Source organism: Streptomyces sp. MB09-02B (assembly GCF_033794485.1).
Classification (GTDB): Bacteria; Actinomycetota; Actinomycetes; order Streptomycetales; family Streptomycetaceae; genus Streptomyces.
Genome location: NZ_JARGEE010000876.1, coordinates 1 through 1,252 on the forward strand (window position 1 = coordinate 1; position 1,252 = coordinate 1,252).

Consider the following 1,252-nt stretch of genomic DNA (forward strand, 5'->3'; position numbering starts at 1 on the left):
TTCGTAGGGGGGAGGGGGAGGGGTGGGACGGCCTCGGTCGCGGGCGGCCGGTTCCGACGCGGGCCGGTCTCGGCGCGGCCGGTGCGGGCGCGGGGCGGCCGTGGACGCGTGGGTCAGTCGCCCACAGGGTCCAGGCTGATGGGTGCGATCCGGCCGTCGAGCATGGCGCCGACGCCGAGTGCGGCGCAGACGTCGGGGCGCTCCGCGATGTGGACCGGCATGCCGGTGGCGTGCCGCAGCATCTGGTCGAAGCCGGGAAGCAGGGCGCTGCCGCCGACCATCATGATGCCCCGGTCGGCGAGGTCGGCCACCAGGTCCGGCGGGCAGTCGCGGAGCACCTTGCCGATGCCGTCGACCACGGCGGTGAGGGGGGTCTGGATGGCGTCCCGTACGGCCGCGGTGTCCACCTGGACGGAACGGGCCAGCCCGGTCGCCACGTCCAGGCCGTGGATCTCGGTGGAGGTGGGGCCCTGCGGGGTGAGTCCGTTGCCGGAGAGGGCCAGTTGGAGCGGTCGTACGGACTGGCTCGGCAGCGTCAGTTCGTGGCGCAGGCGCAGGTGCTGCACGATCGCGTGGTCGATGGTCTCGCCGCCGACGGGGATGCGTACCGCGCTGACGACCGAACCGAGCGAGAGAACGGCCAGCTCGGTGGCTCCCGCCCCGCACACCATGATCATGGTGGCCTCGGGCTGCTCCACCGGCAGACCGCAGCCGACCGCCGCCGCGATGAGCGTGTCGACCAGTTCCACCCGGCGGGCGCCGAGGCCCACCAGCGTCTCGATCGTGGCGCGTTGGGCGAGCGGGTCCGCGCCGTGCGGGGTGCAGGCGGCGGCACGCAGGACGGGCTTGCGGCGCAGATTGCGGCGGACCCGGTCGCCCAGCAGCTGGCGCAGCATGCGCTGGGCCATCTCGATGTCGACCACCGTGCCGCCGGCGACGGGCCGGACGACCCGGATGTAGTCGGGCGTGCGGCCCGTCATCTTCTCCGCGAACTCCCCGACGGCGATCAGCGCGCCCGTCCGGGTGTTCACGGCGGCGACGCTGGGCTGGTCCACGACCAGGCCCGCGCCCTTCACGTACACCCGGGTCCGCGCGGCCCCGAGGTCGACGCCGAAGTGGCAGCGGCGCAGCTGCTCCAGACTGGCGGTCATCGCGGTCATTGCGGATCCTCCCGAGAGCATGGACCGTACGGACCGCCGCCGGTCGGCGGTTCCCGGTTCCCTTTGCATCGTGCGGGGGGTGGGGGGTGGGG

At 74.1% G+C, this 1,252-nt stretch carries 1 protein-coding gene; it reads right to left on the bottom strand.

Annotated features, from left to right (window positions below):
• Window positions 1-113: 113 nt before the first annotated feature.
• Window positions 114-1,151 carry a rod shape-determining protein gene (locus P1P70_RS44785; RefSeq protein ID WP_319248266.1) on the bottom strand — a complete coding sequence of 346 codons (1,038 nt, stop codon included), beginning with the start codon at window positions 1,149-1,151 and terminating at the stop codon, window positions 114-116.
• Window positions 1,152-1,252 lie beyond the last annotated feature (101 nt).

Excerpts from the sequence above, each read along its gene's own strand:
- P1P70_RS44785 (WP_319248266.1), bottom strand. The coding sequence starts at position 1,151 with ATGACCGCCAGTCTGGAGCAGCTGCGCCGCTGCCACTTCGGCGTCGAC.